This is a genomic window from Fibrobacter sp. UWB15, from assembly GCF_900177705.1.
In the GTDB taxonomy this organism is placed as follows: domain Bacteria; phylum Fibrobacterota; class Fibrobacteria; order Fibrobacterales; family Fibrobacteraceae; genus Fibrobacter.
The window spans coordinates 554,549-579,972 of the sequence record NZ_FXBA01000001.1 but is presented as its reverse complement, the minus strand read 5'-3'; the positions used below and the strand labels follow the sequence as shown (position 1 = coordinate 579,972).

General features: G+C 50.4%; 23 protein-coding genes and 1 tRNA gene. 8 read left to right on the top strand and 16 right to left on the bottom strand.

Annotated elements, in window-relative coordinates:
* Positions 1–47: 47 nt before the first annotated feature.
* From B9Y58_RS02425 to B9Y58_RS02370, 11 genes are all read right to left on the bottom strand, one after another.
* Positions 48–1,466 (bottom strand): MBOAT family O-acyltransferase, encoded by a 1,419-nt coding sequence (locus B9Y58_RS02425; protein WP_073053930.1) that lies wholly within the window; start codon positions 1,464–1,466, stop codon positions 48–50.
* A gap of 57 nt (positions 1,467–1,523) precedes the next feature.
* Positions 1,524–1,922 (bottom strand): hypothetical protein, encoded by a 399-nt coding sequence (locus B9Y58_RS02420; RefSeq protein ID WP_073053928.1) that lies wholly within the window; start codon positions 1,920–1,922, stop codon positions 1,524–1,526.
* A 117-nt stretch (positions 1,923–2,039) separates the two neighbouring features.
* A tRNA-Asn gene (locus B9Y58_RS02415) sits at positions 2,040–2,112 on the bottom strand.
* Between the two features lie 133 nt (positions 2,113–2,245).
* Entirely contained in the window at positions 2,246–3,283 is a 1,038-nt protein-coding gene (locus B9Y58_RS02410) for an RluA family pseudouridine synthase (RefSeq protein ID WP_073053926.1), read from the bottom strand.
* Between the two features lie 84 nt (positions 3,284–3,367).
* Positions 3,368–4,003: a nicotinate-nicotinamide nucleotide adenylyltransferase gene (locus tag B9Y58_RS02405; RefSeq protein WP_233247809.1), complete on the bottom strand. Its 636-nt coding sequence runs from the start codon at positions 4,001–4,003 to the stop codon at positions 3,368–3,370.
* Between the two features lie 31 nt (positions 4,004–4,034).
* Positions 4,035–4,643 carry a hypothetical protein gene (locus B9Y58_RS02400; protein WP_073053922.1) on the bottom strand — a complete coding sequence of 203 codons (609 nt, stop codon included), beginning with the start codon at positions 4,641–4,643 and terminating at the stop codon, positions 4,035–4,037.
* A gap of 7 nt (positions 4,644–4,650) precedes the next feature.
* Positions 4,651–5,058: a hypothetical protein gene (locus tag B9Y58_RS02395; protein ID WP_073053920.1), complete on the bottom strand. Its 408-nt coding sequence runs from the start codon at positions 5,056–5,058 to the stop codon at positions 4,651–4,653.
* A gap of 5 nt (positions 5,059–5,063) precedes the next feature.
* The gene (gene rsgA / locus B9Y58_RS02390) at positions 5,064–6,254 is read right to left on the bottom strand and encodes a ribosome small subunit-dependent GTPase A (RefSeq protein WP_073053918.1); all 1,191 of its coding nucleotides are present in this window, start codon (positions 6,252–6,254) and stop codon (positions 5,064–5,066) included.
* Positions 6,254–6,538, bottom strand: a complete 285-nt coding sequence (locus B9Y58_RS02385) for a hypothetical protein (protein ID WP_073053916.1) — start codon at positions 6,536–6,538, stop codon at positions 6,254–6,256. The genes rsgA and B9Y58_RS02385 overlap by 1 nt, the downstream gene beginning before the upstream one ends.
* Before the next feature lie 678 nt (positions 6,539–7,216).
* A complete protein-coding gene (locus B9Y58_RS02375; RefSeq protein ID WP_143154629.1) occupies positions 7,217–8,410 on the bottom strand; it encodes an FISUMP domain-containing protein in 1,194 nt (397 codons plus the stop codon).
* A 110-nt stretch (positions 8,411–8,520) separates the two neighbouring features.
* Positions 8,521–9,483 carry a PD-(D/E)XK nuclease family transposase gene (locus tag B9Y58_RS02370; protein WP_073053910.1) on the bottom strand — a complete coding sequence of 321 codons (963 nt, stop codon included), beginning with the start codon at positions 9,481–9,483 and terminating at the stop codon, positions 8,521–8,523.
* A gap of 153 nt (positions 9,484–9,636) precedes the next feature.
* On the opposite strand from B9Y58_RS02370, the gene B9Y58_RS02365 reads away from it, so the two are divergent.
* The 4 genes from B9Y58_RS02365 (at position 9,637) to purF (ending at position 14,144) form a co-directional block, all read left to right on the top strand.
* Entirely contained in the window at positions 9,637–10,530 is an 894-nt protein-coding gene (locus B9Y58_RS02365) for a geranylgeranylglycerol-phosphate geranylgeranyltransferase (RefSeq protein WP_109639640.1), read from the top strand.
* Between the two features lie 593 nt (positions 10,531–11,123).
* Positions 11,124–12,389, top strand: a complete 1,266-nt coding sequence (locus tag B9Y58_RS02360) for a hypothetical protein (protein WP_143154628.1) — start codon at positions 11,124–11,126, stop codon at positions 12,387–12,389.
* A 10-nt stretch (positions 12,390–12,399) separates the two neighbouring features.
* Complete coding sequence (locus B9Y58_RS14525; protein WP_158278304.1) at positions 12,400–12,549, top strand: hypothetical protein; 150 nt, start codon at positions 12,400–12,402, stop codon at positions 12,547–12,549.
* A 209-nt stretch (positions 12,550–12,758) separates the two neighbouring features.
* Entirely contained in the window at positions 12,759–14,144 is a 1,386-nt protein-coding gene (gene purF / locus B9Y58_RS02355) for an amidophosphoribosyltransferase (protein ID WP_073053905.1), read from the top strand.
* On the opposite strand, the gene B9Y58_RS02350 is transcribed toward purF, so the two are convergent.
* On the bottom strand, positions 14,145–15,065 hold the full coding sequence (locus B9Y58_RS02350) for an NAD-dependent epimerase/dehydratase family protein (RefSeq protein ID WP_073053904.1): 921 nt from the start codon (positions 15,063–15,065) through the stop codon (positions 14,145–14,147).
* 228 nt (positions 15,066–15,293) lie between these two features.
* Between B9Y58_RS02350 and B9Y58_RS02345 the strand changes: the two genes are divergently transcribed.
* The 4 genes from B9Y58_RS02345 to B9Y58_RS02330 are packed head-to-tail and all read left to right on the top strand — an operon-like array spanning position 15,294 to position 18,385.
* Positions 15,294–16,328, top strand: coding sequence for a D-alanine--D-alanine ligase family protein (locus B9Y58_RS02345; RefSeq protein WP_073053903.1), 1,035 nt, complete (start codon positions 15,294–15,296; stop codon positions 16,326–16,328).
* 5 nt (positions 16,329–16,333) lie between these two features.
* Entirely contained in the window at positions 16,334–16,969 is a 636-nt protein-coding gene (tsaB, locus tag B9Y58_RS02340; protein WP_073053902.1) for a tRNA (adenosine(37)-N6)-threonylcarbamoyltransferase complex dimerization subunit type 1 TsaB, read from the top strand.
* Positions 16,970–16,998: 29 nt separating this feature from the next.
* Positions 16,999–17,442, top strand: a complete 444-nt coding sequence (rimI, locus tag B9Y58_RS02335) for a ribosomal protein S18-alanine N-acetyltransferase (protein WP_073053901.1) — start codon at positions 16,999–17,001, stop codon at positions 17,440–17,442.
* Entirely contained in the window at positions 17,435–18,385 is a 951-nt protein-coding gene (locus B9Y58_RS02330) for a YdcF family protein (RefSeq protein ID WP_073053900.1), read from the top strand. Before rimI ends, B9Y58_RS02330 begins: the two co-directional genes overlap by 8 nt.
* Here the strand turns inward: B9Y58_RS02330 and B9Y58_RS02325 are convergent.
* The 4 genes from B9Y58_RS02325 to B9Y58_RS02310 form a co-directional block, all read right to left on the bottom strand.
* Positions 18,371–20,119, bottom strand: a complete 1,749-nt coding sequence (locus B9Y58_RS02325; RefSeq protein ID WP_073053899.1) for a glycoside hydrolase family 9 protein — start codon at positions 20,117–20,119, stop codon at positions 18,371–18,373. The two genes, B9Y58_RS02330 and B9Y58_RS02325, sit on opposite strands and share 15 nt — an antisense overlap.
* 72 nt (positions 20,120–20,191) lie before the next feature.
* Positions 20,192–23,305 (bottom strand): right-handed parallel beta-helix repeat-containing protein, encoded by a 3,114-nt coding sequence (locus B9Y58_RS02320; protein ID WP_233247808.1) that lies wholly within the window; start codon positions 23,303–23,305, stop codon positions 20,192–20,194.
* Positions 23,305–24,933 carry a FecR family protein gene (locus tag B9Y58_RS02315; protein WP_073053898.1) on the bottom strand — a complete coding sequence of 543 codons (1,629 nt, stop codon included), beginning with the start codon at positions 24,931–24,933 and terminating at the stop codon, positions 23,305–23,307. The genes B9Y58_RS02320 and B9Y58_RS02315 overlap by 1 nt, the downstream gene beginning before the upstream one ends.
* A gap of 106 nt (positions 24,934–25,039) precedes the next feature.
* Positions 25,040–25,369 carry an SUI1 family translation initiation factor gene (locus B9Y58_RS02310; RefSeq protein WP_073053896.1) on the bottom strand — a complete coding sequence of 110 codons (330 nt, stop codon included), beginning with the start codon at positions 25,367–25,369 and terminating at the stop codon, positions 25,040–25,042.
* Between the last annotated feature and the right edge of the window lie 55 nt (positions 25,370–25,424).

The window sequence follows — 25,424 nt, the reverse complement described above, 5'->3', positions numbered from 1 at the left end:
GGGCTTAAAAATAGAAAATTAAGTATTCACTAGACTAGGACATTTCACTAGAATTGGAAATACAAAAACGGATTGTAACTCTGTGTAAACAAAGCAAGTACCGCCACCACAAAAATGACCAAAGCCAGCGCCACGCGCACGGGCGAAACGTTGTTGCAAAAATCAAAGCTACGGAACTTCCAGAACGAAAGTAAAGCCGCAAGAGCCATAAAGAACAGGCAAGTCGGCGTAAAGATTTCAGCCGACAGAATCGCATCGGCAGAGCTCACCGCATTGAAACCAAGCATGCACTTCCACATGCGCCAGGCCTCGCCAATGCTGTCGGCACGGAACAGCACCCAGCCAAACAACACAATCACTTGTGTAATCAGGACCTGCACCAGCTTGGGCGCCTTGTAATAAAAAGCGTTCTTGTTGTTTGCGCGTTCCACAATCATAAAGAAGGCATGGTACAAGCCCCAGCAAACAAACGTCCAGTTGGCACCGTGCCACACACCGCTCACGAACATCACCAGGAACAGGTTAAAGTACAGGCGGGCTGTGCCCACGCGGTTGCCACCCAGCGGAATGTACAGGTAATCGCGGAACCAGCTCGTGAGCGAAATATGCCAGAACTTCCAGAACTCGGTAATGCTCTTGGAACGGTACGGGCCATTAAAATTACGCGGAAAGTGGAACCCGAGCATGAGCCCAAGACCAATCGCCATGTTCGAATACGCTGAAAAATCAAAGTAAATCTGGAACATGTACGCAAGCGAACCCCACCAGCTGTTCAGCACGCCGGGAGCATCGGCCGCAAACACACGGTCCGCAATAATGCCCACCTGATTTGCAAGGAATATCTTTTCGGCAAAGCCAAAACAGAAAAACGATATGCCGCGCACAAAATTTTCGAGCGTATGCGTACGGGTCGCAAGTTCCTCGGCCACGGTATTGTAACGGACAATCGGGCCCGCCACCAACTGCGGGAACAAGGCCACGTAGCAAGCAAATGTCGCAAAGTCTTTGACCGGAGGCGCCGTTCCGCGCCACACGTCAATCGCGTAACTCATGGACTGGAACGAATAGAATGAAATACCCACCGGCAAAAGAACCGTCATCACCGAGAACGGTTCGCAACCGAACTTGGTAATAACGTCATTGATGACGCCCATGCCGAACATGTAATACTTAAAGTAACCGAGCGCCCCGAGGTTCACCGCAATAGCGGTCCCCAGTGCCAAGTTCCGTTGCAGTTTAGATGCTCCCGGAGCCGAAATAAACCGGCCCGCCACGTACACCACCAGGGTGCAGCCGAACATCAGGAACACAAGCCACGGTTCAAGCCAACCGTAAAAAACGTAGCTGAAAATCGTGATGAAAAAATTCAGCGTCGAGTGCTTCGCGTGCAGTTTGTACAACACGAAGTAACCGACCAGGAACGTCGGCAAGAAATAGAAAAGGAATAGCTGGGATGAGAAGACCATGAGTTAGTAGGAAGTAGGAAGTAGACAGTAGGCAGTGAGGTACGACCTCATAGCCAATCACTCATTCACTTCAATTGCCAGGTAACGCGGAGATTCATCATCAAAGTATTCGTCTTCGACAGCGCCATCCCAGTTGCCTTCGAGCGGCACAAGTTTGAGCTTATGCTTGGCCTTGGCCTTGAATTCGCCTACATTGCCCTTGGACTTGTCAGCCATCTTGTCCTTGACCTTGCCACGAGCAATGAGCGGGTTGTAAACGCCCACCAGCACATCCTTGGCGTCCAGTTTGCCCGATTCCACCTTGAGCACCTTGTACTTGAACACGTACACGTAGCTGTACAGGTCGTTACTCGGCATCTTGCCCGGAATTTCGGTCAAGCGGCCTTCGATAGAAATAGGATCAGCCACGGCAAAGACCGCGGCAGCAAACAGAAAGGCAATCAGTTTCTTGAGCATAAAAGCCCTCATTAAAATGGTACATTCAAAATATAAAAAATAAGGACTTAGGCAGCCCCATTTTGCCGAGTCGAGAGTATAAGAAAAAGGTCCCGACTTTCATCGGAACCTTTTTCACTGCTTCACTTGGACTCGAACCAAGGACAACGCGATTAACAGTCGCGGGCTCTACCAACTGAGCTATGAAGCAATTTGGTTTTGCCTTTGAGATTGCTCTCATCGACGGCACCAAATATAGATATTCAGAATATTTCGTCAAGGGGTAAGGGCGAATTTTTTGCGTTTTTTTTGAAAAAAATCGTTTTCGAGAGCTTTTCGCAATTTTAGACGCCGCTTTTAACCCTTTTCACCAGCTCTGCCATGTCTGCCGGATAGTCTTGGCTGTCGAAAACGCGCGATTCTTTCCAGTAGGGCAACTGGATTTCCACCTTGTACGCATAAAGCATCTGCGATTTGCCGCCGAGGGCCTTTAGGTCTTCGGCGGAAAGGCCTTCTTCGGAATTGTCGATAGAAGGATCGCGCGACCAGGAGCGCGACATCTTCTCGTAGTAGATACCATCGAAGCTGTACAGGCGGTCACCCAGAATCGGGTACCCGAGTTCTGCGAGGTGAGCCCGAATCTGGTGCTTGCGGCCCGTCAAGAGTTCGGCCTCGACTACGGAATATTTCGTCTCGCCGCCCACCGGTTGCGATAACTCGCCCACACCCACCTTTCTAAAACGCGTGTGGCAAGGTTTGCCGTCTTCAAAGTGGTGCATGCGGAGCCGCAAGCGGTCCGCGGGGTCTTCGCGCAAAGGCATCGTGCAATCTACAGGCTCGCCCGCAGGGGTTCCATCAACCGCGAAGTCCCCGCGCACAACCGCCATGTAGAATTTCTTCAGCAAGATTCGGTCCAGATTCTTCTGGAACCGCGCCGCCGACTCGGCATACTTCGCAAACAGCATGAGCCCGCCCGTGTCGCGGTCCAGGCGGTGCATCGGGGTCGCCGTCTCGCAATCAGTCCCACGGCGCACAATCGAGGTAAACGTATTGTAGAATATGTGCCCCGTATGGTGTACCGGCACGCCCGCAGGCTTTGCCACCAGCATGAATTCGTCATCTTCGAACACGACCTTAAAATCCGTCGGGACTTCGGGCTCGGTGTAGTTCGTTACGTGGTAAACCACCTTGTCGCCGCGGTGCGCAATCGTCTCCAAGTTCGCGACTTCGCCGTTCACCGACACAAAGCCACCCGCAATTTTTTCGCCCCACAGTTCGCGGCTATGGTAGGTAAAACGCTTGCAAAGCGAATCGAGCAGAAGCCAGCCCTCGTGTTCGGGCTGCACCACGCTCTCGAAATACATATCAGAAGGTACTGGCATAAGAAAAATCAGACTACAGGGTTCAAATGTGAGATGTAAAATGTGCGATTAGTAATTACTCATTTCACATTACACATCATCCATCTATTCTCTATACAAATTGTGTTGCTTTATATACTCGTACACCTTCGGGTGTAATCCCTTCGGCTCTTCGCCACACAGCAGCGCCTTGCGGATCGCGGTACTCGAATACACGCCTTCAAACCCTTGCTCCGGCCCAAGCCACAAAAGGTCAGCATAACCCTTCGCCTTGTGTTCAACTATATCCGGCTTCGGGTAACCGTTACGGGCAAACACAATCAGTTCAAAATCGCGCAGCAGCAGGTGTCCGTTGTAGTTGGTTCCGAAAAAATTCATCGGGTCGCGCCAGTGCGGAATGCCGTCGTAGGTATCGGCACCGGTCAGCAGGCGAAAATTGATGTCCGGGAATTTTTCCTTGAGCCCGCACAAAAACACGTACGAGCCGCGAAAATCACCCTGTTGAATTTCCAAGTCCGAAAGAATCAGTCGCGGGTCGCCTTCCATGGCAAGTTCCAGCATGGCAAAGCGGTCTTCGGGGCTTGCGTTCAGTTTCTTGTCCCAACGGTCCGGGCTCGGCATAAACCAAACTTCGTCACAAAATTTCTTTTCTAGACAAGTCTTTGCCACCCTAATGTGATCCATGTGAACCGGATCGAACGCTCCCCCTAAAACAGCAACATTCTTCTTATAGTCAGACAAAGCAAATTCCTTAAAAACGCAACCACATTTTCTAGAACACGTACACCGAGAATCCCAAATTCATCTGAATACGCCCGCCGTGAACCTTCTTGTCCAAGAACGGGTCGTAATGCGTCAGCACCCAGCGGTAAGCGACTTCGGCAAACAGCATCGTCTTCGAGAAAATAAACAACAGCGAACCAAAGCCCGCGCCCCATTCGTTCCAGGCCACGTCACCCAGGTCGCTCAGTTCCTTCACGCGAGAATACGACCCCAGCAAATAGACTTCGCCCAGCAAGTGGAGCCCCAATTCGAAATCCATTTCCGAATGGTCCACCTGGTAGTCCTTTCCGTCATCGGAATCCTCTTCGTAACCGTACATGCCATACCCCACGCGGAACAGCGCAAGTCCCGGGTACCAAATACCGATTATCGGTTCAATCTGGCGGAGTCCGATTCCTCGGTCAGAGCCAACGCCCGTACCGGAGCCAAAGCCAAGAGCCCCGCCCACAATCAACGGCGTGCGGATTCCGTTCAGCAACGGGCCGGCAGATGTTCCTGCAGCAGCCCCCGTGGTCGGGTCAATGGCCGCTTCCATCTGCGACCAGGCCGGAACGCAGGCAAACAGCGCAAACACGAGCAAGGCAATCATCTTTTTCATAGGCACCTCACGATACGGCTATCACCGCCACACCGAGCCCCACCAACACGTTCACCGCGGCATCGACCTTGGTCATCTTGAAGAATTTGGGGCGGATCGACTCTTCCTTAAAAATCTGCGAAATTTCCAAATGCGACAAGTACATCGAAATAGCGAGTTTCACAAATACGGCTCCCACCACCCAGTAGGCAAACTCCGAAAGATACGTAAGCGCAATATACAGCACCGAAAGCGTGCCCGTCAAGAAAAAGTTCGAGCGGCGCACAGCACTCTCGTCCGAATCGTTTTCCAGCGCCATCGCCTTGAATTCCTTGACTTTTTCGCAAATTGCCTCGTAACTCGTCACCAGCTGGTGCAGGTTGTAACCCACCAGCACAATCGACGCCACCAAGGTAATTTTTACAGCAATATCCATCAAACCTAGTTCCTAGAATTCAAAATTCTCAAATAACTCGCATAGCGGGCCCGCGAAAGCTTACCCGATTCTACCGCCTCGCGCACCGAGCAGCCCGGTTCCTTCAGGTGCTTGCAGTTGCTGTACTTGCAGGTAAACAAGTCGCCCTCGAAAAAACCCGGGAAAATCTTCGCCAAAGTTTCGCCATCCATATCGTCTTCGCCATTCGCAAGACCGATGCTCCGGATCCCCGGCGTATCAATTACGTAGCCGCCACCCGGAAAATCGAACAGGCTCGAAGAAGTCGTCGTATGCCTTCCCTTGCCGTCGCGTTCGCGCACGGCGCCAGTTTCGAGTTCGGCACCCGGCACCAGGGCGTTCACCAACGTCGATTTACCCACGCCGCTCTGCCCGCTGAACACAGACGACTTGCCCAGGAGTTCCTCGCGCAGGCGTTCAAGGCCCACCCCCGACTTCACGCTCACGGGAATCACCTTGTCCACGATACTCATGAAGTCGCGGATGTCATCATTCAGGTCCGCTTCGCCGTTCGGCAACAAATCCATCTTGGTGAGCACCAGCACAAACGGCAGATTGTTCAGGTTCGCCGCCAGCAAAAAGCGGTCCATGAACCCATAGTTGAATTCCGGCTGCGTCACGCTCGCCACAATCACCACCTGGTCAATGTTTGCTGCCAGGGTGAGTTTACGCCTAAAGCTATCGCGGGGGCCGGGGCGCTTGAGTTCGCTCTTTCGCGGGAGCACGCGCACCACGCAATACTTCTGCGAACCGACACCTTCGCCGCTGTCCTCGTCTTCGTTTACCTGCCCCAAAAGCACGCGGTCTCCCACCGCCGGAAATTCCCCTAGCGCCTTCGAAGTCGTCGCACGGTACATGGCAGTAACAGTTTCACCCTTAATGTCATCCCCGACTTGATCGGGGATCTCCTTTTCTAGTCGAGCCTCGCACGTGCGGCGATGCACTTCGACCACCAAACCTTCGACGCAGTCCTTTTCGTCGATTTTTTCGAGCGGGTCCTTGATTTTCTTGATGCGGGGATTCTTGAATTCGCGACTGAAACGTTCCTTGACGGGGCGCTCGTCAACAACGCCAGACTCCATTTCGCGCATTACGTCGATACGCCTGCTGCGGTGATCGCGGCGGGTCGGCCTTACACGTCTAGGTTCGCGTTCATCTTCGAAATCGCTATCAAGCATCACTTTTTTTCTTTAGCGTTCTTTTGGCAATTTAGAAAATCCGGCAAAGTTTCTTCGAGTTCTTCTTCCGAAACTGGCCTGTTCTGGCGAATGGACTCCATCAAGAAATGAATCGCCTTCAGGCGCCCATTGCACTTTTCGATGCAATTATCATAAAAGCCCTTGGTTTTGTAGTCGCCCTCGACCACGCGCTCCGACGCATACAGAAAATGCTCCACGCAAATCGAAAGCTGCTCGGCTTCCGCCCGCAAGTCCACAAGATTGCTTTTGGTAAAAAACGGCATGCAGCAAATATAGTAAAAGGGGGACGCCTCCCCCTGCTTGCAGCCCCGTCTTCGGCTTGCACGTCATTGCGAGGAGCAAAGCAACGAAGCAATCCATAGCCGTGTCTTCCAGCACCCCCTCGAACGGGCGCTCAATCGCCGCGCCCGTAACGCCCTGGGCTACAAATGCCCACGGCTCCAGAAATGTGCTCGTCTCACTCACATGGATTCGGCCTTCGGCCTCTAATGTTCGCTCAACGACACATTTTCTTCCGCCTTAGGGCATTCATTTCTGGTTGTCTTGCTGCACTCGATGCGGCACCTCCTTTGATGAATGAAAAGGGAGAAGTCTCTCCCTGGTTCGCACTTCGTTGCTCTCCACCCTCTCTAGCGGGGGCACCCCGCAACGCCCCGTCCCAATTGTCATGCCGGACCTGTTCCGGCATCTCATTTCCTAGCCACAAAAAAAAGCCACACGGATTGGAAATGCCTAACGGCATTTGTTTTCGTCACACGAATTCGAAATCACTAACGTGATTTCTTCTTTGCCATAAATAACTCCCATAGGGCTTTTGACGCCTACGGCGTCCGCGGCGTTCGGTCATGCCAAAACGCAAGCGTTTTGTCGCGACGTTCACTTAGCACGCTTTTCCCCAAAGCCCTGTTTCATGTTTAAAATTTTAAAGAAAGAAATCCGGCTCACCTAGATTTCGACAAATAATCCTTTACACAGCGAATGGATTGACCATAGTTCTTACGAAAGCCAGAATAATCATACCGATTTTTCTCTAAAAGAACATATCCTGCCGCTATATCCGTCCGCTCTTTAGGCAACCAATAAAAGCCCAATTTTTGCATATGATCATATCTACAGCCTTCTTCATCATTAAACCCTCCTCCATTAAACAAAGCAGAAAATCCACTTTCATTGCCTCCATACGAAGCTTTTGATATCGCACGAGATGCAGACTCATCTCCATGAATCAAAGCTCTCCATTCACGTTCATTCATCACATGCCAACCATCAGGGCATATCCCCTGTATTTGCAATTCACTCCATTCAGCCTCATAAACAATCCCTGGTGCAACAGAATCAGGGCAATCAGGCGTTGCACCCGTTTTCACACTATCACAAGCCTTCGGAAGTCCCATAGCCTCGCTCCAAGAATACAAACCACCAAAATAGTGTTCGCAATACCAAGGGTCATCGTCATAACAAAACTTTTCAACCTTGTCATCGTCAAAAGCAGTTGTTTCAAGTTTCACTTGTGTGCCATAATTCAGATTTTGAGCAAATACCGTAAAATACTCAATTTCTTTATAGTTGAAGTATATCTCAATCGTCTTGTATTCTTGACCGTCGCGTGAATCCACAAAAGTTCCGTACTCCATCTTTTTATTAAATACACTGTCTTCTTTAAATAATTCCTTGAATGTATAGACTTTTTCTGAAGAACTTGAATACACAACCAGTTCATAAACGCCATTCGTACAAAGATACACATCAATCAAACCAGTTGCTTCATTATATCTTGTAACAGATTTTCCCTCCTCTTTACAAGTCCACGCCTTACTTGACGAAGATTTTACATTCGAGCTACTGCTAGATTGTACCGTTATTGCGGAACTAGAATTTTTCTGCGAACCATTCGAATCAGGCTTCAAAGACGAAGAAGAACCATTCTCCCAACCATTCTCGCCGACACTCGAACTGGAACCAAGGTCCTCATTGCTACTCGACGAGATTTCACCGATAGGATCGGGAGCGGAGCTACCAGACTCATCGCCACACGCAATGAAAATGCACGCAAAGACAAGCGCAAATACTAACAGACCAAAAATGGATTGCTTCGCCCTTACAGGGCTCGCAATGACGTTTGTAAAAATCTTCACAGAACCTCCAGTAATCTCAATCGTTTTTGCCAAATTTAGTTAAATGTCACAAGAATTGAAAAAGCCGACCCCAAGGATCGGCTTTAGATCTTTTAACCTAGCATAAAAAGCTATTTCAAGGCTAGCATCGCCGCAATCACGTTGTCAGGCACGTTCTGCGAACGCAAGTAGTCGGCCCGTTTGGTGTCGCGAGCTGCATTGTCCGCATCATTCTTTTCGCGTTCCTGTTGGACGCCCTTTTCCATGCCCCTCGCTTGGCCCTTCAAGAAGGCTTCAGCTTCGAGAGCCTCGTATTCATGATGGTCGAACATGTTTGCCTCCAGTGCTTTCAAAAGTTCAGGGTTCACGCGGCTTACGCGCAGGCGGTCAAGTGCATTCGCAAAGATCGGGTCTTCCGTTTCAGGAACCTGGAGAGGTCCTCTCGAAATGAGCCGGAGCCAGAAATCTTCGCGGGTTTTCACGCCTTTGCGTAACTGCAAAAAATTGGGCAGGTCTACTACAATATACCTATTTTTCCGCGAAATGGGAAGGGCGTTCCCTGACTTGACCTCATGTTCGCTATAGGTGGACCAGACATCCTTATAGATATCCTTCGCCCGGAGTACCGGATTGTTGCAAAGCCAAATGGATACCGTTTCCGGAAGCTCATAGTAGCGGTACTTGCGTTCCTCTTCCGGCAGGCCCATAAAATAGTCGGAACGGTTGAATTCGTACTTGCCACGCAGCGTAAGATACGAATTGTAGAGCTGCATGCGGTCAAAAAAGAAGGCATGAACCTTGTTTTGCATCTCGACATTCAAGTAGCGGTTATCTCTGGTATGCACCCAGACATCGAGGCGCGCGGGGTCGTTTTCGGGCATAAAGATGTCGATGGGTTTCTCGAATTCGTATTCAAGGTCGACAATTTCATGATCGCGGTCCAGCTGGAGCAGGCTGTTAAGCACATCGCGGATCGTGTCCTTGTCGTCCATCAGGATGCGGAAGGTCGCCGCGTATTTGGGCAGCAGGAATTCTTCGCCACGCTCGTTTGTGACGATGTAGTTTTTTGTCGAATGATTGGTATTAGCAGACATGAGTTTCCTTTCGTGTTAAGTTACGGGTACCCCCTATTACCTAACACGCTTTTTTCAGGCATCTGAATACCATTTTCGCATGTAAAATTTTCAAAACAGCAAGCAGGCCGGAGAACATCCTTTCATTTCATCAAATATTTCTATATTCACGCCATGCTCCTAGCCCTCGTTAAAATGTCCCGGCCGGTGAACATCGTGATTGCGATGGTCACGCTTGTGATTGGCTACTACCTGCTTTCGGCGTTGCCCACGACAGCGGGCGGTATCGAATGGTTGCCGCTTGTTTTGCAGGCGCTCGGTTTTGCATTTGCAATTGCCTTTGCGAACATCCAGAACGACATTTGGGACTTGGATAGCGACCGCCTGAATCGCCCGGAGCGTCCGCTGGTGAGCGGAACGGTTTCGGTGGCGGCGGCGCGGAGGGCGTGGATTATTCTTCTTGTGCTCACAGTTGCGGCGGGCCTTGCCGACAGCCTGATGACCAAGACGAACTTCACAGCTTGCATTTTCTTTGTGCTACTCAGCGCGCTTCTGGTCGCCTACAACAAGTGGCTCAAGCACATCCCGCTTTTAAAGAACATGACGGTTGCCTTCCTTTGCGCAACACCCCTGATTCTCAGTCTGTTCTACCCCACGGGCCTCAAGGAATCCATCGAATCGACGCTTGGAATTTCGAACAAAATCGGACTTCTCTACCCCGCGATGCTGTTCGCAATACTCCTCACGACCGCCCGCGAAATCTACAAGGACCTGGAAGACGAAACGGGCGACCTCAAGGCTGGCATCATGACGTTCCCGCTGATTGCAGGCGCCCCCACCGCAAGGCGCCTCGCCGGCCTCATTTGCCTTTTCACCTGGGCCATTTTACCGCTGCCTGTCGCGCAGGGTTACTACCCCATGCTTTTCTTGATTATCACCGGAATCGCCTTTACCCCCGCCGTCATCGCGATTCTCGTTTTTGCAAACAAGCGTAACTACCGAAACGCCCAAAAACTCGTGAAAATCGCCATGTTCGCAGGCCTCATCGCCCTCGTCGTGAGCTGCTAAAAGCCTCCTTACTCAAAAAAAATACTTTATCCAGAGCCAAAACGGTAAGTTTTTTGTAACTTTCACTTGCTTTCCACTTTAAAGGAGGAGATATGAAAGTCACAAAGATAATCCTGGCATTACTGTTTTTACCCCTTGGAGCATTCGCCCTAGACCCCCCGATAGAACCGACTAAAACGGTGGAAGTTTCTAGCGAAGACAATTTTGAACATCGTCATACCGTTGACGGCTGTTGGGTGCTAGATGAAGATACTGACTACATATTAAAAAAAAACGTGACATTATCTCATTGCCTTTATATCAATCGAGCATTCATCACCTTAGACCTTCATGGGTTTAGACTAACACGCGATTCGCTAAACCATTCGAATGAACAAAAAGGAGAAATTTTCGTCGTCGACGGCGCACTAATAATCGAAAACAACGATGAGTCGCGGAATGGCGGAATAATTGGAGACTACGTTACAAATACAAATAATGCTCCTGCAATTTTAGTCAATGGCGCCATGTTCCTGCAAAAGGGATTTATCCGATCTAATAAAGATGTAGATCCGGTCATTAACGTACAAGGAGACCTTAAAATAGGCGAAGGAATGATTTACGCCAGTGATATAGGGATTGTAGCCCAAGCCGGTTCAAAAGTCAACATGAAGGGTGGTTCAATTGATGCAAACAGCAGAGGCATCATCGCAAACAAAGGCTCCAAGGTGACCATTTCCGGAGGGTCAATCTATGTAAACTACGCCGTAGAAGCTTTCGAAGACATCGATATTTCCGGCAATCCTCATTTTTACAAGACCGACGCAATCGTCCTGTCCAACGGAAAGAAAATCAATATTGTAGGCGAATTAAAAAGCGATGCCATCATCAACCTGAACATCGCAGAACCTTTGTCTGACAAAAATCCGAAGATTGCCCTTTCCACAAAATCGGAATACGTTACCAAAGACGCCATCTCCAATAATATCTTCAGACATGTCACAGGAACAGCGACTGGTTACGAATTATACGCCTACAACAACACGCTCATGCTGAGAAAGGATTACCCCGCTATCCGGTACATAACCGAAGACGGGAAAACAACAGCATACATCGATGGCGACTACTACGGGTCCGTCGGCGACGTCGAAGAGAAACACGTAGACTCCGTCGTTTTCGAAAGAACGTTCCCTCTTTCAGCAAACGGATACTCCACAATCATGCTCCCCTTTGCAGTCAACCTGAATCAACTGAGTGGAGTCAAGAATATCTACAAATTCCGAGGAGTCGAAGAAGTCAACGGCAAAATGGAAGTGCAAGTTCAAAACCTAAAAGAAACCTTCGATAACGAAAGTCAAGTCCATACCACCGCATATACCCCGTATCTCATACAGATGGAATCTGAAACCCTCGAAATCAAGGGTGCTGTAGATATAGAAAAGACTCCTTTTAATCACGACTTCTTATACCAGAGTGGCAGCTGGTTTATTGACGGCTCCGATGAATACATGGAATTCACACAAGAAATGCTCGAAAGCGGCAACACCTATGGATTTAACGACCAAGTCACAGAAACCTTCAAAACCGTAGGCCAGTTTGTCAAAATCGGTGCAGGGGCCACGCTCCCGCCCTTCCGAGCATTCATATTCACAAGAGATATTTTCACTCCAGAACTCAAGGAAAAGAATCGCCCTGCCACCATGGACGTGGTCATTGTCGAAAGTACCAACGGCAACGAACATACGACAGTTATCGGGAGCATCAATACTCGTTCCGGCGAATTCAAGATGAACCGCAACTACGACCTTAAGGGCCGCAAGCTGAATGGCACGCACCAGGCCCGCGGCGCTTACTACGGCAAAAAAGTCTTAAAGAAATAAGGAGAACTCCATGAACAAAGAACAGAAAAAAAGCTATTTCGCCCCCGAGTTGAAAGAAATCAAGCTCAAGAACCAGGCTCATCTGCTGCAGAGCAGCAATCCATACACTGGCCAGCTTTCGGCGATTGCTTCTTCGCTGGACAAGTCTGACAAAGCATAACATTTTACACAAAACGTAAATTAAATCAAAAGGCTTTACATTCATTGTAAAGTCTTTTGATTTTGCAATTAGTTTTTTGTTGTTTTTAGCCCATTTTCGTCAATTCGGCACATTTTTTGCTTAACAAGGGCGACCGTTTCCTTGCCTGCACCCGTCCGGGTGGGCTGTGACCTTCGAGGTAGAGGGAACATACATTTCAAAGAGGCGTTATGCTCGACGAATTGCACGAAGAATGCGGAGTGATCGGCATTTACAATGGCGACACTGTCGTAAGGAATATTACCATGGGGCTTTACGCCCTGCAGCACCGCGGTCAGGAAAGTGCCGGATTCGCGGTCACTGACGGAGACAAGATTCGCGTCCGCAAGTCCATGGGGCTTGTATCGACTCTTCTCCGCGAACACGACATCAACGAATTTGACGGATTTGCAGGCATTGGCCACGTGCGTTACAGCACCACAGGCGCATCAACCTTGGCCAACGCGCAGCCGATTCTCGTAAGTTGCAAATGGGGCCAGATTGCAGTCGCCCACAACGGTAATATCACCAACGCCGCCGAGCTCCGTGCCGAAATGGAAGCCGACGGCCATATTTTTCAGACGACATCCGATTCCGAAATTCTCCTACACGAAATCGCCCGCACCGAGGCCGCCGACTTAGGAGACGCCATCAAGAAGGCCATCTCCAAGTTTACCGGCAGTTTCTGCCTCGTATTCATCAGCAAAGATACCATGTATGTCGCCCGCGACGGTTTCGGATTCCGCCCGCTGTCGCTTGCCCGCATGGGAAAAGCCTGGTGCGTTGCCAGCGAAACGTGCGCATTCGATTTGCTCGGTGCCCACTACATTCGCGACATTCAACCGGGCGAATTCCTGACCATCACCAAGAACGGGCTGCATTCCGAACGCTTCGTGCAAAAGGACCGCTTGGCCCACTGCATTTTCGAATACATCTACTTCAGCCGCCCCGACTCCAAGATTTTTGAACAGAGCTGCGACAAGGTTCGCCGTAAAATGGGCAAGCAGCTCGCCAAGGAATGCCCGGTCGATGCCGACATCGTGATTTCAGTGCCCGACAGTGCCACAACCGCCGCGCTCGGCTACGCCCAGGCGAGCGGCATCCGCTTCGAAATCGGGCTCCTCCGTAACCACTACGTAGGCCGCACCTTCATCGACCCCACGCAAAACGTGCGCGAACAGAAAGTCAAGCTCAAGTTCAACCCCATCGAAGGCGTACTCAAGAACAAGCGCGTCTGTGTGGTCGAAGATTCCATTGTGCGCGGCACCACGCTCAAGATTCTATCCAAGATGCTGCGCGATGCCGGCGCTCTCGAGGTCCATATTCGCATTGCATCGCCACCCGTGGCGCACCCGTGCTTCTTCGGCATGGATTTCCCGAGCCAGGGCGAACTGGCCGCAAGTTCCATGACACCTGCCGAAATCGCCAAGATGCTCGGCGTCGAAAGCCTCGGTTACTTGAGCGTCGAAGGTATGAAGGAATGCACCGGCGAGGGCGAAAACTACTGCGCCGCCTGTTTCGACAACGACTACCCCGACTACATCGGCAGCGATTCTAGCAAAACAAGGTGCGGGTAACTAAATCTGGTTATATGTCCACTTGACGTGATCAAGCATGAACTCGTGAGCATCAAAGGCGAGCCCGAACTGTTCCTGGATCTTGCTTACGTCAAAGAGCATGGGTTCATCGCCCCAGCCGAGGTCCGTTTCGATGATTTTGGACTTGCAGCCGGGCTTCATCGAGACCATCATTTCAGCGATTTCTTTCCAGCTCATCCAGACTTCGCCAAGACCGAGGAAGATTTCTTCGTTCTTGTCAGATTCAAGAACGCTCAGGTAAAGCTGAGCCTGCTGGCTTGCATGAATAAACTGCGTACCGTCATTCTTGATGATGTTGATGTCGCGATTTTCCTTGACTGCCTGGGCCATCGAGAAGAATCGTCGGTCCGGCTGAGAGCAGCCATCGGGCCATGCAGGGTTACCGAACGTATAACCCGGGCGAATAATGTTGCGGGTCATCTTGACTTCGGGGAACTGAGTTCCGTAGCCGTGCGTAAAGCCAAGTACAAAGGCTTCGCCGGCGGCCTTGGTGGCACCGTAAAGATCCATCGGCAAGTTGCTCGTAATTTCGCGCATCGTGGGGCGCATGCGGCCCATAGCGGCCGTGCTACTCGTGTAAATAAACTTCTTGCAACCGGCCTTTGCCGCATTTTCAAGCAGCATCACCGTTGCGCGGGTGTCGTTAGCAAGCATCGTGCTCGGGGTATCGCCCCAGCCGAGTGCAATATGAATGCAGGCGTCGCAACCTTGGAGACCTTCGGCCATCAGGTCAAAATCTGTCAGGGCGCATTCCACGAACGAGACGTTGGGATTTGCCTTGAGTGTCGGGACCTTGTTGGGGTGCCTAGTCGCAATCACGACTTCGTGGCCTTTCTCCAAAAGGGCCTTGACCACGTAGTGACCTATGAATCCTGTTCCACCTGTAACGAATACTCGCATACATATACCTCTCTAATACCTACAAAATACAAACCTTTTGCCATACAGGCAACCTAGTTTACAAAAAAATATGGAATGAGGAATACGATACAGTCTACCGCCTACTTCCTACTGTCTACCGTCTACTTCCTACTTCCTACTGTCTACCGTCTACTTCCTACTTCCTACTGTCTACTTCCTACTATTTTACTACATTATTCACAAAGTTTTTTTCTAAAGAGGTTTATAATGGCTCGTATGCGCGTACTCGTTTTAATGGGTGGCCCGTCCACCGAACATGATGTTTCCGTTGTCAGTGGCACCGGCGTTGTTCGTGCCATGAACCCGGACCGTTACAACATTCATCCGGTGCTCATCGACAAAGACGGCACCTGGCACTGGTCTTCCCGCGAACTTTCCCCCTACCAGAAGGACAACTTTTCGGTCAATTACTTCCGCGGACTCGAAGGCTCTGCCGCAAACTGCAAAAAGTCTCCGGCCCTTTCTGAACTTCCCGACGCCGACATCGCCTTCCTCGCCCTGCACGGCAAATGGGGCGAAGACGGCCACATCCAGGCCATGCTCGAGAACTGGGGCATTCCTTACACCGGTTGCGGTCTCTTGGCCTCGGCACTTGCCATGGACAAGGTGAAGACTAAGGAAATTTACAAGGCAAACGGCATTCCGACGCCTCCGTACCGAGTCATCTGGAAGCATGACTTTACAGGCGATACGCTCGTGTCCGTTTCCGACGAACTCGGATTCCCGCTGGTGATCAAGGACCCGCTGGGCGGCTCCTCCATCGGTATCGGTATCGCCAAGGACTTGGACGAAGCCGGCAAGATTGCCCAAGATTTGTTTAAGGATTCTAACCGTCTGCTCTGCGAAAAGTTCATTGCCGGCGAAGAAGCCAGCTGCGGCTACATCGAAGGCGAAAAGCCGCTCCCGCCGACCGAAATGCGCATGACCACCCGCGAATACTTTGACTTTGAAGCCAAGTACAACGGCGAATGCAAGGAAGTCACTCCGGCCGAATTCGAGCCCGATCTTACGGCACGCATCCAGGAACTCGTGAAGAACGCCCACTATGCCTTGGGCGGTGCAGGCTACAGCCGTACCGATGTGCGTATCACCAAGGACAAGCAACTGTTCGCTATCGAAACGAATACGCTCCCGGGCATGACTCCGACTTCGATTCTTCCGGCCGAAGCCGCCAGCATCGGCATTACCTACAGCCAGCTGATCGACATGATCATCGACAAGAGCCTGTACATTAAGAGATAAGTCCCATGACCTTCGACTTATTTGTAGATACTTCGCGCAAGGGAATCTCGATGGCGCTTCAGGAATCGGACGCCGCCCGCCCCCGCTACGAAGAAAGCGTCGACGAAACGGCCCGCGGCGAAACCGCATCGGTCATGCTCGACGCCCTGCTCGAAAAAACGGGCGCGACCCTCGACCAAGTGACCCGTGTCATGGTCACCCTCGGCCCAGGGTCTTTCAGCGGACTGCGCACGGGAGTCGCCTTTTGCGAAGGCTTATGCTTTAGCGGCAAACGCAAACTCTACGGAGTTTCTACACTGCAGGCCCTCTCCTGCTTCGCAGCAGAGCCCGATAAAGCTGCAGTCGTGATCCGCGCTCGCAAGGACTACTGGTACCTGCGCCTAGACGAAAAAGAAAGCTTCATCGAAACAGAGCAAGTGGTAAAGGCACTTAAGTCGAGCGACGTAAACTACGTGGTCATCGACGAGAGCGCTGCAAGCGACGAAGCCCTGAAATCACTGTTCAGCGAAATCGGCGCCACCACCGTTATCGACAAGGGCAAGCCCCTGAGCGATTGGGCAAGGCTCTTTGAACGTGTGGCTCCGAGCCTCATGCAAGAAGCAAACTACATTCAACCGTCGTACTTCGAAAAATTGCACTGAGTTTGCCCATAGCCTCTAGGATTCGCGCCATGTCCATCCGCAAAATGAATTCCGCCGACATTCCTGCCGTACTGAGGATTCAGGGTGAGCTTGCATTCCAAGACTGGAACGAGCGACAATACGAGTTAGAAATCAAGGCTCCCTACACCTACGCCATCGTTTACGAAAACGAAACCGGAATCGTAGGGTACGCCGTATTTCATTTGCTAGGCGCCGACTCCGAGCTGCTTTCCATTGCCGTAAGCGAATCGGCGCAGCGTAGCGGAATCGGTTCGCAGCTGTTGCGTGCAGGACTTTCGCAATTGGATTTAGACAAAACGGACTGCTGCTTTCTAGAGGTCCGCGAAAACAACCTCAAGGCTCGTCGTTTTTACGAGAACCATGGTTTTAATTTGTTCGGAATTCGCAAGAAGTATTACGCCGACGGCGAAAATGCGGCGCTGTACCGCACTCAAGGAGCAAAAATTGACTAAGCTACCCACAAAAAAACAGATCAAGAAAAAGAAAATCATTTTGAGCATCATTGCGGCCGCCGCAGTGCTCCTCGTCATCGCGTTCTACTTGGTGATGACCAAGAGCGGCCATTGGCTTGTCGATGATGACGATTTTGAACATGTAAGCTGGATTGTCGTACTCGACGGACAAACCGCCGACATGGAACGTATCGATATGGCCGCCGAACTTATGGCTAGCGGCAAAGCGGACTCTGTCTTAATTCTTGGGCGCCGTGTTCTGCGCAACCGCAGCAACGCGGAATTCTACCTGGACGACTTCATGCGTCTCGGAAACTTCGACAGCAACGCAGTCTTTATCGCAAGGCACGACGACCCCTCCACCATGGACGAAGCCTACTCCATTATTCCCTGGCTTAAAATGCACAACGCCGACACGGTCTTGCTCCTTACCGGAGCGGCATCCACTTACCGCGTCAAGCGCATCTTCACAAAGCTTTCTGGCGAATCACCCGTTTACCTGACCAAGGACGTACACCATTACTACTACAATCCCGATTCCTGGTACACACACCGTGAATCCCGCAAGGAATGGCTCCGCGGCTGGGCCGCTCTTGTAGCCTCTTACATAGACCTGCTCCCCTCCCACCCCATGAGTGCCCAGGATTCCTTCTACTACAAGCCTATCGTTTCGGCCAAGGAATTCGAAGCCGAAAAGAATCCGGTAGTCAACCTGCAATCCCTCTTACCGAAGGTTCAGGAAAAAATCAAGGAAGCCGAAACAGATACAACGGCCAAAGATACGACCGCAAAAGCATCTGCCAAAGAAGCCGTTAAAGATTCTGTCGTAAAGGAATCCGCTAAAGACCCTACATCAAAAAAAGATTCCAAGGAAACCAAGGAATCTAAAGAATCAAAGAAAGACTCGACCTCTAAAAAGGACGAGAAATCAAAAGCAAAGTAGCGCAAGCACCGCAGTCAGCGGGGCATTCCAGTTAATAGCCGTTTCGTTGCTCGCAAAAGAGCAGCGTTCGTCGGTGTACGAATAGCCGGACAGATTTCCCGGATAATGGGGAGCGCGGTGCATGTCTTGGCGGTCGCTGTTAATACCTCCCACCAAAAGTCCCGGAATCGGTTCTTCGACACCATCAGAATGGCTAAGCCTATGGTGCGGATCCTTCGGTGAACTCCAAGCAGAGCCCGTTACAAAACTCACATCGACCGGATTGCGGCCATAAATATAGTTCAGCATTTCTCGGCACCAGAAATCCAGGGAGTCGCCGCCCAAGCTAGGTGCCCAACGCTTTACAATAGCCAAGGTAAGCGCATGGTTTGCGACATCGCCATTGCTGCCCCAAATAAATTTGCGTACCGGAATTCCGTAGGCATCGCCATTTTGCATGTCGACAATTTCACGAGCAGTCATGTTCAGCGTCGTGCGCGCATAAAGGCGGAATTCGCGGTCAAAGCCCTGCAAGGCAAGGGCTAGCCAGCCCAAGTTCTGGGTGTCACGCCAGTCAAGGCCCGACTTAGGCGGAATCACCTTCATGTCTTCGAGTAGCAGGGGGCGCAAGCTTTCGGCGGAAACTCCGTCCACTTCGCCGCGTACCTGCAATTCGCGGTAAAGCATTGCACGCGCCCAGAAAAATTCGTCTTCGGCATGTTCGTCTCCATAGCCACCACTGCCTTCGGTATTATGCGGCCAGTCCACAAAGGGGCGCGAAACAGCCCATTTATAGGCCTTTACCGCCGATTGCAGGCAGCGTTCTGCGAACGCTGGGTCGCGCATGCTATACACGCGCGACGCCGCGGCTAGAGTACCAGCAAAGTTCAGCGTCGACGTTGTCGACTTGCCTAAAATCATACGCTTTTGCAACAGGTCGGAATCCGTAGGCGAAACAAATCCGTCCCAATGTTCAGGAGTCACCTTAAAAAATACGCCGCCGTCGGTGTCCTGCATTCGCAAGAAAAAGTCCAGTTCAAAGCGGATTTCTTCCTTAAGGCTGTACATCTTGAGCCCGTCTGGTGCAATAAAAGGTTCCTTCGCATTGATTGCCTTATTCTTCAGGCTTTCGCATTCACAATCGCCAATCAATTCGCAGGCAAGCAAGAGTGTCGCCACCGAGACGCCACCATTCACAATATACTTGCCATAATCACCGGCATCGTACCAACCACCATGGGCATTCCAGGTGCCTTCGCGATGCATGCTCGGGTGGAATCCGATATTGTCGTCTAAATGAGCTGCAGGCCTTGCCCACTTGCCCGCAAAATCGGCAGGCAGTTCCACACCGCTACGTTGGTAGTAAAAAGATTTGATGTTTGCGAGCAACTGACGACAGATCCAGTCATTCGATATTTCAAACGATTCCGTTTCAAAAAGGAGCGTCTCCTTCTCAGCGCCACCTTTTCGCAGAATTTGGATAAAGAACAATCCCGTTTCGTTAACGTCCGTAAAATTTCCCGACCAGAGAATTTCACCTGTGTACTCACAAACACCGGAATGCCCAAAAGTCCCCTCGACAAATGAGCCTTCCCAAACAGCAGCATATTTCGTATACTGAAGTTGCCGTATTACACGAAAAAAATAATTATTCACATTACCACAATCAGGTTCAAGCTCCTTCGGGTTCACAAAGAAAATCTTTGCCGAATCAGGAGCATAACCGACATGGTTATAGCGAACAGGAATCTTCATATTACAAGAATAGCTTTTCATGTGTAATTCAGGTGTTCCTGTGTATACAAATCTGTTTACCGTTGCAACCGACTAAAAATCGTAATTCACTGCTGCAATTATATAAAAATCCTTATACTGGTCAGCCTTGTTATCCGGACGATAGTTGAAAATCGAGCCAATAGTCCAATCTGTATACAAGGCCTGAGTATGATGTATACGCAACTTTGCAGAAGCGTCGATATCGAGTTCCATTTCGTCGTAATCCTTGTCCTCGATCTCGTAGCTCAAGAAATTCTGACGCAAACCACCCGACAGGCCCAGTTCCAAAAAGTCCCTGGAAAGCTCAATGTTCATGTTATCCAAGAAGCTCCATTCGAACTCGCACATTTCGTTACGGTTGTACACCTTGTATCGGGGCATCAACGAAACGGAATTCTTGAATCCATCCATCGTTGTCGTCAACGATATCGGGTAACGCTGTTCCAGGTAATCACTTCCGTGGAAATAGTAACCCAAAATGCCGTAGGTTTCGTTCCTGAATCGGAACCCGGAAATCAAATCATCCTGCTTGAATTCCGACATATCCGTAAAGGCCACCAAGGTAGCCCCAACCTTCAGCAAGTTCTTGGGGAACTTGAAAGAAAACCCGAGTTCAAGAGTATGCTTCATCAGTTTTTCTTCGAACTGGGTCGCCAAATAATCTTCGTCGGCAAGGGCATAGTATTGCACCCAATGATCCTCGTCAACGACGGTCGTATCAGAGCCTTCGATTAACTTCAAAGTCGAACGTCCTTCAATAGCATCGAACCACGGGTCGTCATAAATACCCGAAGAAGCCGAGTAATTGGTATACAGGCGTTGCGGCGTGTTGCGGGTTCTGTAATTCAAGGCGTACTTGAAAGAAAGCCCAACCTTTTCATTCAGCTTGAAGTCGTTCTTCAAGTAACCGTCGTGAATGTACAGCGTGCGCACCATATCCTGCTCATGCTTCTTGAGCCAATCGTCATCGGCGCCCGTAAGGCCCCACTGAGTACCTTCGCCCAAACCGAAGACATTGTAATCGTTACCCTCTCCGGCCGCATTTTCAATGTTCAAGGTATAGCCAAAGCCCAAGTTCCAGAAGTCGTAAATCTTGTGCTTCAAGTTACCGCCAATCATACGGGTATTCTGCAGCAAGTCTTCAGAACCGGGGCTGTAATATTCGGCACCCACATACCTGAAGAACCCTTCAATCGAGGTAGTCGGATTTGACCACTGGTAAGATCCAGCAAAAGCCCAATGTTCATGTCCCCAGAATTCGCCATGAGAAGGCCTGCTGTCTTCGGTCTCCATCGTCTTTGCCACTTTTGATGCCTTATTCAAAAGATTCTTCAATTCGGCGCGCATTTCAGAAGGAGTCATCATGGCATTTTCACCGAAAATCGCATCCAATTCAGCGCGGCTCAAGGAATTCACCTGGTTCACGTTGCTCATCAGCTTATTCAACAGAGCAAAATTCGACGGATCCAGTCCCGCATCCGAGAACACCTGGTTTATCGCCCTGATTTTGGCAGCATTCAAAGTATCGGCTCCACCTACGGCAACCTGGCCATTCAGCTTGATATCGCCAGGGTAAACCAGCCAGTTACCATCGGCAAAGAAGGCTCTAGATGTCACCAGAGGTTTTGCCGTGTTGGTTTCGGGAGACATGCCGTCCCTCATAAAAGGATCTTCCAGGTAATCCTTGCTGGCCACAAAGCCCAAGGTTCCGTTAAAGCGACGGTGCATATTCCAGCGGATACTTCCGCCGGCACCGATGCGCTGGGCCTCGGCTTCACCATCATCAATGTAATCCTTGTACACATCGTAGTTGCGCTTGCCCTGAATCTTGGGAGCATTCATTTCACCCGCAAAAGCCGTACCGACGAAAGTCGGGATGTTGGCAGCATTCTTGAGCAGCGACAGTTCATACAAGCCACCAAAAGCGTTCATGCCAGACAGGTAAATCTCTCCCCCGTTCGCATAGAAATCACCGAGGACCAAGTGCTGCATATCGTCCGTATAGCTGGCCTGCAACTGGTAAAGCTTAAGGTTATCCCAGGAATCGCTTGAAGCATCCAAGAGGAATTCCATCGTTGCTCCCGTAGGAGACTTCATCAACAAGTTGGCATTCCAGTTGGTAAAGAATCCAGGAACCTGGAAGTAGTTGATGTAGCGTTCACGCGGAAGCACCGTATCCTTATCGGACACGTACTTTTGGCCCGAAGAATTGTGGCGCATCAGCACCTTGTGATAGCCCATTTCAACGCCTACGCTACCCGAAATAGACCAGACAGAATCCGCAGAATCGTCCTGGTTGCCTGCAAATTTTTCGGTATTTGCGTAAGGATTACGGGGCTCGTCGCCCAGCATACCCGTATAGTCGTTCATATTATTCGCAAGCGGTCTCTTGTTGTCTTCCAACGCCTGGCGAATTTCTTCAGGCGGAATGTCCTTGGAAACAAGGCCGATTACGTTATCCATAATCAAGGAATTTCTCTGCTTCAGGTTGTTGTTACCAAAGTCGAGAATGGCTACATCGTTAGATTCCAAGTGAACGCGTTTCATGTTCACCACGGCATTTTCGCCGGCAACCAAGGCAATCTTGTTTTTCGTCAAGTTGGAGCCATCGATTTCAACCTTGGCACCAGATGCCGCCCACACGCCTACATTTCGGCCGTCTTCAATGGTCGTCCACATCATCGCCAAAGAGGCGTTGCGGACATAGATGGCAGTGCGGCCAGCGTTCTTGATAACGCCATCGCGAACTTCCAAGGAACCGCTTTCAACCGCATAGCCAAACTGAGCATTCTTGATATGGGTGCCTTGAGTTTCGCAAGACTTGTTTCCCGTAATGGAAATACCGTTCCAATACTTGTCTTCTTCTGCAGCGGTCATCACCACCGGATTATGGCTCTCGCCCATCACCGCCAAGGAACCGCCGCGGACATCAAGACCCGTGCCCTCGTTAAAGTAAATCTCGGTTCCCGCTTCCACGACCAGGGCTTTGCCTTCGGGCACCACTAGGGTCTCGTTCACCAGGTACGGAGACTTGTCTTTTTTCAAGAAACCGGATACTTCGCCTCCAATCACGCTCCCTTGTTGGAGGGTCGTATCAACGGCAAAAGCACTCACGTGGAGTGCTACCATAGAAAGTACGCCTACAAACCAATCCCTTAGTTTCATCAATCAACCCCGTAATCCTTCTTAGCCTTTGATATGTATCCACTCTTGTGAACAACTTCGATATCAAAATGATTTCTCACCCCTCGCGTTAGCGACACTGGAATCTGGTAATCCAGGTTGTGAATCTGCGATAGCGATTCTTGCAAAATGACCTTGCCGTTTTGTCTAACAGTTACCTTGTACAAGTAATCAGGATCATTTTCAGGAATTCGAATTCTAAACTGGAGCGTCTGCGTAATGCGATCCGGAATATCCTGCGGCGGAGGCGGGACCTTCAGCACTTCCTTTGCGGGACCCAGGACTTCTACCGGGAATCTCTTGTTCGGGTAGCAACCCATCTTCTTGGTGACTTCAGCCTTGTTCGACGCCAAGTCTTCAACACGGACCACGTATTCATGGCGACCCTTCTGCAGTTTCAATCGCTTCTGAGAATTCTTGGTCACCGTTTCTTCGCCCATTTTGCTTCCATCTGCTTCCATGACCAGCACGCCCGCATCGTTCTGAATTTCACTAACCATCACGTTGGCGATACAGCGCAAGGAATCGTAAGAAACGATAGAGGCCACAGGAGCCTTCGTATTCACGTCGACACAAGCCTTGTTGACCATCAAGTCTATGGACTTGGTACTGGTCACGCCAGCGCCTTTGAATTCCAGAGTTGCCTTATCTGCCGTCCAGAGTCCGTTGTCATCGTTGACCACCACCTTCTCGGAGAAGGAATGCGCCTGGCCGTCGGCAGCGCGAATCAAGTTGCTAGAGGTATAGGAGTTGCCCACCTTCAATACCAGCGTGGCGGCTTCGTCAGAGGTACGGTAAGAACCGTCAACCACGAGTCCGTCTTCGCAAATTTCTACCGGCGAGGAGGTGCTTACAATAAATCCATTTTCGGGAACCGTCGATTCAGCCTGCTTGGCTTCTTCTTTCAGCTGGGCCTGGAATTCAGTATCGGCTTTTTCAAGTTCAGCCTTCAAAGCCTTCATCGACTTGGACTTGTCCGAAATAATCTGCAAAAGACGCTTAGCGAAACGAGCCTCACCAGAAGAGGCCAACTTCAACACCACCAGGGTATCAACCCCGAATGTGGTTTCGCCAGCGACAATAGAAACCGGCTGGTCAGAACCGTTAGGCTTGATTTCCAGCCTACCCGTCTTTAAGCCCGCAAAGAAAACACCTTCGCCGCCAATATAGCCTTCTGTACCACGAATCGATGCCGTTGCGGTACCTGTCTTGAAGATGAATTTAGACTTCTTGTTTTTGAGTTTATGTACAGCGAAATTCAAGAAACCTTTTTCGACGTCGATCTTGGTTTCGAAACCACCTTCGTCGTTTGGTTCAAAAAGACTTTCCATTTCAACAATCGTCTTTTCACCAATCCTAAGAGAGCTTCCATCTTGAAGTCGAATCGTCACTTCGGATTCTGCGCCTGTACGTACCTTGTCAGACTGATAAACTTTAGCACCGTCACCGAGATGCGTCCACTTACTCTGCTTGGCCTTCCAGCGATCAACATCTTTCACAGGCATAAATGCCGTACCGACAGAGGGTGCCGAAAACGCCATCAACGGCACTACGGCAAGAAGGAACAACGAGCGTAAAAACGTTTTGCGTGAAACGGAAATTCTGACCATGGTAAGCCCTCTTCTCAATCTCTTAAAAAATACCCTTTTTTTTCAAAAAAAGCACTCATTTTTTTTGTCTGGTGATATAAATCAATCTCCCCTCGAAAGGCTTAATCTAGCCACCGGCAAGCTTTACCGTGTACCCGCGCTTTTCCAGCTCCGTTTTAAGCAGATTGCGCTTGTCGCCCTGGATTTCGATAGCAAAATCCTTGACAGAACCGCCGACCCCGCACTTTTGCTTGAGTTCACGGCCTAGTTCCTTGAGTTCGGGTCCATCCAGAGGCACTCCGGTCACCACGCTCGCCATTTTACCGCCACCCAAACGCTTTAAAAGGATACGGACCACGCCGTCACCCTGGGGGCGCTCCGCCTTAGGTTTTTCTTGCTTGACACGGCCACCGAGTGCCGTCGAATATACCAGTGTAGAACGGTCTTCAATACTCATACTTAGAACTTAGAAATTTTCTCTATAAATAGGAGATGCCCGCCTGCGCGGGCAT

Bases quoted from the DNA above. Each gene is read 5' to 3' on its own strand.
- B9Y58_RS02425 (WP_073053930.1), bottom strand. From the start codon at position 1,466: ATGGTCTTCTCATCCCAGCTATTCCTTTTCTATTTCTTGCCGACGTTC.
- B9Y58_RS02420 (WP_073053928.1), bottom strand. From the start codon at position 1,922: ATGCTCAAGAAACTGATTGCCTTTCTGTTTGCTGCCGCGGTCTTTGCC.
- B9Y58_RS02410 (WP_073053926.1), bottom strand. From the start codon at position 3,283: ATGCCAGTACCTTCTGATATGTATTTCGAGAGCGTGGTGCAGCCCGAA.
- B9Y58_RS02400 (WP_073053922.1), bottom strand. From the start codon at position 4,643: ATGAAAAAGATGATTGCCTTGCTCGTGTTTGCGCTGTTTGCCTGCGTT.
- B9Y58_RS02395 (WP_073053920.1), bottom strand. From the start codon at position 5,058: ATGGATATTGCTGTAAAAATTACCTTGGTGGCGTCGATTGTGCTGGTG.
- rsgA (WP_073053918.1), bottom strand. From the start codon at position 6,254: ATGCTTGATAGCGATTTCGAAGATGAACGCGAACCTAGACGTGTAAGG.
- B9Y58_RS02385 (WP_073053916.1), bottom strand. From the start codon at position 6,538: ATGCCGTTTTTTACCAAAAGCAATCTTGTGGACTTGCGGGCGGAAGCC.
- B9Y58_RS02370 (WP_073053910.1), bottom strand. From the start codon at position 9,483: ATGTCTGCTAATACCAATCATTCGACAAAAAACTACATCGTCACAAAC.
- B9Y58_RS02365 (WP_109639640.1), top strand. From the start codon at position 9,637: ATGCTCCTAGCCCTCGTTAAAATGTCCCGGCCGGTGAACATCGTGATT.
- B9Y58_RS02360 (WP_143154628.1), top strand. From the start codon at position 11,124: ATGATTTACGCCAGTGATATAGGGATTGTAGCCCAAGCCGGTTCAAAA.
- B9Y58_RS14525 (WP_158278304.1), top strand. From the start codon at position 12,400: ATGAACAAAGAACAGAAAAAAAGCTATTTCGCCCCCGAGTTGAAAGAA.
- purF (WP_073053905.1), top strand. From the start codon at position 12,759: ATGCTCGACGAATTGCACGAAGAATGCGGAGTGATCGGCATTTACAAT.
- B9Y58_RS02350 (WP_073053904.1), bottom strand. From the start codon at position 15,065: ATGCGAGTATTCGTTACAGGTGGAACAGGATTCATAGGTCACTACGTG.
- B9Y58_RS02345 (WP_073053903.1), top strand. From the start codon at position 15,294: ATGGCTCGTATGCGCGTACTCGTTTTAATGGGTGGCCCGTCCACCGAA.
- tsaB (WP_073053902.1), top strand. From the start codon at position 16,334: ATGACCTTCGACTTATTTGTAGATACTTCGCGCAAGGGAATCTCGATG.
- rimI (WP_073053901.1), top strand. From the start codon at position 16,999: ATGTCCATCCGCAAAATGAATTCCGCCGACATTCCTGCCGTACTGAGG.
- B9Y58_RS02325 (WP_073053899.1), bottom strand. From the start codon at position 20,119: ATGAAGATTCCTGTTCGCTATAACCATGTCGGTTATGCTCCTGATTCG.
- B9Y58_RS02320 (WP_233247808.1), bottom strand. From the start codon at position 23,305: ATGAAACTAAGGGATTGGTTTGTAGGCGTACTTTCTATGGTAGCACTC.
- B9Y58_RS02315 (WP_073053898.1), bottom strand. From the start codon at position 24,933: ATGGTCAGAATTTCCGTTTCACGCAAAACGTTTTTACGCTCGTTGTTC.
- B9Y58_RS02310 (WP_073053896.1), bottom strand. From the start codon at position 25,369: ATGAGTATTGAAGACCGTTCTACACTGGTATATTCGACGGCACTCGGT.